Source organism: Herpetosiphon giganteus (assembly GCF_016907925.1).
Taxonomy (GTDB): Bacteria; Chloroflexota; Chloroflexia; order Chloroflexales; family Herpetosiphonaceae; genus Herpetosiphon; species Herpetosiphon giganteus.
This window is the reverse complement of the sequence record NZ_JAFBCZ010000010.1, coordinates 163760-169964: the sequence shown is the minus strand read 5'-3', so window position 1 is coordinate 169964 and position 6205 is coordinate 163760. Positions and strand designations below refer to the sequence as shown.

General features: G+C 53.0%; 4 protein-coding genes. 3 read left to right on the top strand and 1 reads right to left on the bottom strand.

The window, feature by feature from the left end:
- Window positions 1-328: 328 nt before the first annotated feature.
- Window positions 329-1315 (bottom strand): hypothetical protein, encoded by a 987-nt coding sequence (locus JOD20_RS11545; protein WP_204755406.1) that lies wholly within the window; start codon window positions 1313-1315, stop codon window positions 329-331.
- A gap of 113 nt (window positions 1316-1428) precedes the next feature.
- Here JOD20_RS11545 and JOD20_RS11540 point away from each other — a divergent pair, with 113 nt between their 5' ends.
- The 3 genes from JOD20_RS11540 to JOD20_RS11530 all read left to right on the top strand — a co-directional run bounded on the left by JOD20_RS11540 (window position 1429) and on the right by JOD20_RS11530 (window position 6204).
- A complete protein-coding gene (locus tag JOD20_RS11540; protein ID WP_204755405.1) occupies window positions 1429-3690 on the top strand; it encodes a S8 family serine peptidase in 2262 nt (753 codons plus the stop codon).
- 83 nt (window positions 3691-3773) lie between these two features.
- Window positions 3774-5684: a hypothetical protein gene (locus JOD20_RS11535; protein WP_204755404.1), complete on the top strand. Its 1911-nt coding sequence runs from the start codon at window positions 3774-3776 to the stop codon at window positions 5682-5684.
- Window positions 5685-5925: 241 nt separating this feature from the next.
- Window positions 5926-6204 carry an Lrp/AsnC family transcriptional regulator gene (locus tag JOD20_RS11530; RefSeq protein WP_012190730.1) on the top strand — a complete coding sequence of 93 codons (279 nt, stop codon included), beginning with the start codon at window positions 5926-5928 and terminating at the stop codon, window positions 6202-6204.
- Window position 6205: the final 1 nt, after the last annotated feature.

The window sequence follows — 6205 nt, the reverse complement described above, 5'->3', positions numbered from 1 at the left end:
CGGTTTTGCTCTGGGTTTGGTTTCGTCACCATCCAGTATACCAAACCGAGGTCGTGCTGTATCCCCTGGTTGAGCGTCCCTGTCCGCCCTTAAACTTTCAAGGGGAGGTAGTTAAGATCCCCTCACCCCAACCCCTCGCCCGTGGCGCGGGCGAGGGGCTTTAACGCCGTGGTTCTTGCAAAAATCCTTGGTAAAAACGGGTGTTCCCCCTCGCCCGCGTTTTCGTGGGCTGGGGGGTGAGGGAATATTTAACCACCACGCTTTTTTAACAACCGACCCTTGAAAGAGGTTGGGGGTGAGGAAACTAAAATTGGCTCAAAAAAAACCATTATTGCGCGAGCACTTGATGGCAAACATTGCAAACAAGTTGATTTTTGTGTTGCACTAAGCTTGCTTGCCGGCCACAGGCTTGGCAATGGGGCAATTGAATCATTGGCTCAAATAAGGGCGAGATCGCGATTAATTGGGCTTGTTGTTTGCTGCCAATGTGCAAAACTGGCACGTGGAGGGTCGCGACGCTCACCGTTTCGGCGGCCAGCGAAAGCGCGTAGCGATATTCTTGCTCATCAAGCAAGCGTTTGCGTTCTTCTTCGAGGGCGTATTGTTTGTTCGATTCGCCCTCTTTGGCCCCCAACGCTAAGCCTGAATCTTCCTCTAGTGCATCGTAGAAGGCGTTGATGCGCGCTTTTTCGACCGCCAGCAATTGGGCAAGTTGGGCTTCGTGCAGGGCTTTTTGCGGGTAGAGCAAGCGTTCGAGCCAGCGCCGAGCATGGTGCAAGGCGACATTCACGTGCTCCTCGGTTAGGCCGGTTGTGGGCAAGGGCGTTAATTGCTCACGCAAATTGGTGATGTCGGTAACCGTTGGCCAAACTTGGCCAGTTTCATAATCGACACAACAAGCTACCATTTTTTCTTCGATCACCTCGCGTTCAAAGCGAATGCGGAAGGTAATCCGCAGCACGATATGCTGTTGCAAGGCGCTAATCTGCAAGGCTGGGCCTTGAATCAGCTGTGCTTGCTGCACATCGGCCAACAAGCTAGCCTGATCAGGATACCATTCCAAGCGCGCGCGGTGGGTTGGCCGCCCACGCGAACGCAACTGCTCGGCGAGGCGCAAGGTTAACGATGAATTGGGCGAAAGCAATTGTAGATCAGGGTCGAGCGCCGCAACTTGTTTATCAGTTGTGACCAAGACTGTTTCTTTGCCAAAAACCCGAGCCAAGCTGCCAGGAATAGTTAATGTCCACGTGGTTGGGCTGGTTTGTTCAACCCCAATATGTAAATCCGCCGCTGCTCGGCGCAAAAAATCTTCCATAATCGTCCATTTCAAGCATGTCGCAATCTATCAGCATCATGCTATTTTACCATGCCCAAAAGTTTGCTATACTTGCAGCTAAGTTAATATCTTTTACCTGTTGTGGGGAGCCTATGCGTCTGTTCAAACCATTCATTCTCCTGATGGTGTTAGCGGGCTTTTGTCTGCCAAGCGCCGCCGCCAACACACCCGATCGCTTGGCCAACAAGGCCGATTCAGCCCTACTGGCCAAGCTGAATGCAGGTCAACAAGTGCCAACCTTGGTATTGTTGCAAAACCAAGTCGACACCAACTTCGCTGATCGCTTAGCAAGCAAAGAAGCCAAAGGTGCTGCCGTTGTCGCCGCCTTGCGCCAACAAGCCCAACGCGATCAAACCCCGCTCCTAAACGAACTCAGCAACCGTGGAATTCAATCAGAAGGCTTTCTTTCGGTCAACGCCGTGTATGCGACGCTTGATTTAGCCAGCGCTCAATGGTTGGCCGAACAAGCCAGCGTCAAGCAATTAATCGAAGATACGATTGTGGTCAAGGTTGAAAAGCCTGTTGCTGAAACTAGCCCAGCACCACAAGCAGTCAATACCACGACCTGGGGTGTTGATTATGTGAAAGCTCCTCAAGTTTGGGCCAAGGGTATTAATGGCCAAGGCATCGTGATTGCTGGCGAAGATACTGGCGTTCGCTGGACCCACGCTGCGATCAAGAACAAATATCGCGGCTGGGATGGGACAACTGCCAGCCACGATTACAACTGGTACGACGGCATTCGTACCTCGTTAGGTGGTGGCACCAACCCCTGTGGGATTGCGATTAACGCACCATGTGACGATAACTCACACGGGACGCACACCGTTGGGACGGTGGTTGGTGATAATGGCACCGGCGAACAAATTGGGGTTGCGCCTGGTGCGAAGTGGATTGCCTGCCGCAACATGGATGCTGGTGCTGGGACACCTGCAACCTACATTCGCTGTATCGACTGGATGCTTGCTCCATTCCCAAGCGCTGGCACCAGCGCTCAAGGCGACCCAAGCAAAGCCCCACACGTCATCAACAACTCATGGGGTTGTCCACCAGAAGAAGGCTGTAACAATACGCCTGCTGATGGTATTCAGACCTCAGTTCAAAACGTGACCAATGCTGGGATTATGTTTGTAGCTTCGGCTGGTAACGATGGCAGCAGCTGTGCCACAATTACCACGCCAGTAGCAATCTACCCAGAAAGCTTTACGGTTGGTTCACACACTTCAACTGGCGCGATCTCAAGTTTCAGCAGCCGTGGCCCTGCCACCAACAACGGTGTCAGCCGACTCGGCCCTGATATTTCAGCCCCAGGCTCGTCGGTTCGTTCAGCGACCAATGGCAGCGATACGAGCTATGGCTCAAGCTCAGGCACGAGTATGGCTAGCCCGCACGTGGTTGGCGTGGTTGCCTTGTTGTGGTCGGCTCGCCCAGAATTGCAAGGCCAAGTTGATCTGACTCGCGCAATCTTGCAAGAAACCGCAACCGCTGCGCCTTCAACCCAAACCTGTGGTGGCGTGCCTGGCTCAAGCATTCCAAACAACACCTTTGGCCATGGCTATGTCAATGCCTTGACTGCAATTGCCCCAACCTTGCAAGGCAGCATCACGGTTAATGGCACTGCCGCAACCTCAGCTACCGTACGCTTGGAAAACAGCGTTGGCGTGGTTGAATTTGGCAAAACCACTGGTGTCTATAGCACCAGCTTGCCATCAGGCGTGTATGCCGCCACCGTAACTGTGCCAGGCCAAGATCCAATTACCCGCCAAGTGACGATTGTCAAAGGCCAAGTTGCTACCGAAGATTTTGCGTTTGGTGGTGGCCCAACCGGTACGGCAACCGGCACAGTGACCCTCAACGGCACTGGCCGCGCTGGCGCGGTAATTACCGCTAACCCAGGCAACGTGACGACCGAAACCAATGCTCAAGGGGTCTATAGCTTGACCTTAGCGACAGGCACCTACACCATCGCGAGCGATTTGATGGCCTTGGAAACTCAAGTGGCAACAGTCACGGTTGCACTCAATCAGAGCGTAACTCAAAACTTTGCCTACACCGCAACCCAAACCGTCAACATTCAAAACTTCCGCTTTAGCCCAACGCCAATTACGGTTACCTTGGGCACGAGTGTGCTCTGGCGCAACCTTGATAGCGCTCCTCACAACACAACCCGCAGCCAAACTCCATTCACGTGGGGGTCGGGCAACCTGAGCCAAAACCAAGATTATGCAGTAACTTTTGATGAGGTTGGTAGCTTCAGCTATGTCTGTACGTTGCACAGCAATATGCAAGGTACGGTTATCGTGACCGCTCCAGCAGTTAGCTATAAAGTCTATCTGCCTTGGACGACCAAATAAACTGAACGTCATTCAATGGTACTATGGCACAGTCTGTAACAACAGGCTGTGTCATTGTTTTAGCACGCTTTTTGGATACCGCAATGCAGCAACAATTTCGCTTAAAGCTTGGTTTGGCGTGGCTGGGCCTCGTACTTCTCTATAGCCTAACGCTTACGCAAATTCATACCTTCGATGCCTATTCGTATGCCACGGCGGTGCAAGCCAAGCCTTGGCGCGAATCGTTTCATCCCCATCATTTGTTGTATGGGCCGCTTGGCGAAATTGTGTATGGATTCAGTCAGGTTGTAGGCTATCAGGGCATGGCATTTGGGCCGTTGCAAGTGCTCAACGTGTTGGCTGGCGCAAGCGGCGTAATCATTTGGTGGAGTTTGCTTTATCGCCTGACGAAGCGCACATGGTTGGCCACCATTGGCAGCGTGTTGGTTGGCGGCGCATACGCTTGGTGGTATTACGCGGTTGAGGTCGAAGTTTATACCTTGGCTGGTTTATTTTTGATTATGGCCACTGGTTTGTTGCTGCGCTTAGTGGAAACGCCCCAAAACGTGAAGCTATGGCGCTGGCTTGGCTTGGCGCATAGTGGCGCGATTCTCTTTCATCAAACCAATGTGTTGTGGTTGCTGCCAGTGCTGGCGGTTTGGCTGAGTGCCAATTGGCAATCCACGCCATGGGGCCAACGCTGGCGGGCATTCATCCACTATGCTTTGGTTGGCTTGTTGGTGGTTGGTGGCAGCTATGCGCTTGTGATGTTTGGCTTGAGCGGCTTTCGCAGCTGGCAGCAAATTCAACAATGGCTGTTTGAATATGCCAATACTGGTTTGTGGGGCGCTACGCCAAGCGCGACGAGCGTTGGCAATTTGCTCAGCGGTTGGCAGCATACGATTCACGGCTGGCTTGGTGGCGTGGTCTTGCTGGCCAGCCTTGGCCTGATTGGCTGGCGTTGGCGGCCCATGTGGCGGCAATCGCGCGCGCTGGTTTTGCTGGCCACAACGTGGTTGGTCAGCTACAGCCTCTTTTTTGGCTGGTGGGAGCCAGATAATATTGAGTTTTGGATTGCCTGCTTGCCGCCGTGGGCCTTGTTGATTACGCTGGCGCTGCATACGATCAGCTTGCAGCGTTGGCCTTGGTGGCAGCCAGCCCTCAGTGCAGCCTTAGTTGGCATGGCCTTAAGCAATGGCTGGCAGATTAAAGCCAACGGCGATGCTGCCAACGATCAAGATCGCATGATCATTACTGAATTGGCCCAAATTGGCAGCAGCAATGATTTTTATCTCGTGCCAAATGGCTTGCAAGCCTTGTATGCAGAATATGAATTTGCTCGCCCAAATAGTCTGCCACTCAGTGTTAGTCCTGGCGATTGGCAGCATGGCTGCTTGGAAATTAGCGCCAAAATTGTCGATACCACTAGCTCTGGCTATCCGGTTTGGCTCGATCAGCAGGCAGTTGCGCCTAGCCCAATTTTGCTCGAACGCTATGGCTTAGAGCCGCAGGCAGTGGCTGAATGCTTTGCGCCATTTTTGCACCAAGCGCAGCCAATTACCCTGACCCATGCCAGCTACTTCAAGCTCGATCCCATTCCTCAAGGTGCGCCCGATTGGCATTGGCAAGATTGGAGTTTGGGTTGGCGCGAGAATTTTATCGCTGGAACGACGTGGGTTGATGCTTGGCAATTTGTGCCCGAGCAAGACCCGCATTTGCTTAGCCCACGCATCACGCTTGATAGCGCTCAATGGCGCAAACTGGAAATCACTATGGCTACCAGCTTGCCCAATCAACACGGCCAACTGTATTGGATGGCTCCAGGCGAAGGCGCAACCGAAGATCATTCAGTTGCGTGGGATGTGATTGGTGATGGCGCGCTGCATACCTATACCCTCGATCTGAGCCAAATTCCAACTTGGCAAGGCCAAATTGGCATGCTGCGGCTTGATCCGGTGGTGGCGGGCGCTGAGCAACAAACAGTGACATTGCAACGCCTGCGCTTGTTACCCTAAGCTGCCCTCACCCCCCCAAGCCCCCTCGCCCACTGAACGCGGCGAGGGGGATCTAGATTATGAAAGACCATGTTTCCATGATAATTCATGGCAAAATCTAGGCAACGAAAAGCCCCTCGCCCGCGCCACGGGAGAGGGCTTGGGGGTGAGGAGATTGTATAATTAACCCTTGTACGCTTGGCGCATGGCAAATATGTTAAAATAAGCTGAATTTTTTGCATGCTATGGCGAGGAACCAGCGATGATCACCGCATTTGTGCATATTCAAACAGAACCAAGTGCCGCCAATGGGGTAGCAGCTGGTTTGACCGCGATTGAAGGTGTGGCCGAGGTTTACTCGGTTACAGGAGAATGGGATATTATCGCAATTGTGCGCTTGGCCGATTATGATCAACTGGCCAAAACCGTGCCCGACCAAATTGGCAGCCTGAAGGGGATTGTGCGCACCTCGACGGTTTTAGCCTTCCGTTCATTCACCAAAGAAGAAATCGCCGCCACGTGGGATATTGGCTTATCATAGA